A 1,432-nucleotide genomic window follows, 5' to 3' on the forward strand; every position below is an offset into this window, starting at 1 on the left:
GACGTTGCCGCGCAGCAGCTGGCCCAGAAGGCTACAGCAGGGCTCATGAGTCTGTTCGGCCAAGGTGAGCAAGACACCAGCATGGTAACGGGAGCCGCGGCCGTGACATCGGCTGCGGGGGCTCTGGCTGCGGCCGGAGGAACGCTGGTTACTGGCGCAGCTGCTCTACAGAGTGCCGCCGGGAGTCTTGCGCTGGCGAATGGGGTAAAGGGGGCAGGTGTCGCTGCCAGTGGTGCCGGTGCGGCCGGTGCGGCCGGTGCGGCTGCCGGTGGTAGCGGGTGGTGGTCCTCGATCACAAGCATGTTCGGTTTCGCCTCCGGTGGGCACATCAAGGGGCCAGGAACAGGCACCAGCGACAGCATCCCGATCCTGGCCTCCAACGACGAGTTCATGACCCGTGCCGCCGTGGTGAGGCAGCCCGGCGCACTCGCGTTTCTGGAGCAGTTCAACCGGTATGGCATGGCTGCCCTGAGCGCCTGGGCGAACCCGGTCCGCCACGCTACGGGCGGCCTGATGGGGACTCCTGCTCCGGCCATGCCCGCTCCGGGCTTGGCTGCTTCGCGCCTGCAGGAGCCCGCAAAGAATCTCAGCGCGACGCTGAAGAACAACCAGAACTTCTACCTGGTCGACGACCCCAGCCGCATCGGTGATGTGATGGCAGGTCGTTACGGCGACGAGGCAATGGTTCTGCACATCAGCCGCGACCCGCAGAAATTCCGTCAACTACTGGGAATCAACTGATGGCCACCGAATTCGGCACAGCCGCGAACCACGCCGACCTGGTCGAACGACTCGTCCAGTTCCTCACCGCCAACCCGACGCTCGTCGCGGCCGGCCAGGCCTACGAGAAAACGTTCGACAACACCATTCCCGCATCCGGGACGGCGATCGCGATTCGCCAAGTGACACTGCGTGCTCCTGGCCTCGGCGGCGACGACAGCATCTTCATGGGCGTCCAGTCCTACGGCGACACCGCGCTCGACTACTACAACGTCCGGCTGATGGGCGGTACCGCGTTCAATCCTGGCGCGCTGCCGCCGGGTGGTGACTTCTGGACGGCGTTCGTCAACTACAGCCCGCGAGTACAGCTGCTTGCCTGGAACCAGCCGATGCCCTACTGGTTCTTCGCCAACGGCCGCAGGTTCTGGCTGGTCGTCAAGGTCAGCACGATTTACGAGTCGGCCGGCGCGGGCTTCATCCTGCCACCCTGTCCGCCGTCGCAGTTCCCGTATCCACTGGCTGTCGTGGGCTCCTACCGTGGCGACGTTGCAACCCGATGGTCCGACGTTAGCGACCGGCACCGGGGCATCAGCAGCCCCTACGAGCGCAGCTGCTATCTCCGCGATCCCGCCGGGCGCTGGCTCGGTTTCACTGTCGCAGGTGGGTCAGCCAACGAATCTGACTACAGCAATCGGACGCTCCTCCCGCTGGG

At 65.5% G+C, this 1,432-nt stretch carries 1 protein-coding gene and 1 pseudogene; both read left to right on the forward strand.

Annotation, left to right across the window (positions count from 1 at the left end; translation table 11 throughout):
* Positions 1 to 741, forward strand: a pseudogene (locus HMPREF2924_RS36125) (tail length tape measure protein); the annotation flags it as partial.
* On the forward strand, positions 741 to 1,432 hold a 692-nt coding region (locus HMPREF2924_RS28800; RefSeq protein WP_070700819.1), incomplete at its 3' end, for a hypothetical protein. The pseudogene HMPREF2924_RS36125 and the gene HMPREF2924_RS28800, both read left to right, overlap by 1 nt.

This window comes from Pseudomonas sp. HMSC063H08, assembly GCF_001813645.1.
GTDB lineage: Bacteria > Pseudomonadota > Gammaproteobacteria > Pseudomonadales > Pseudomonadaceae > Pseudomonas > Pseudomonas aeruginosa.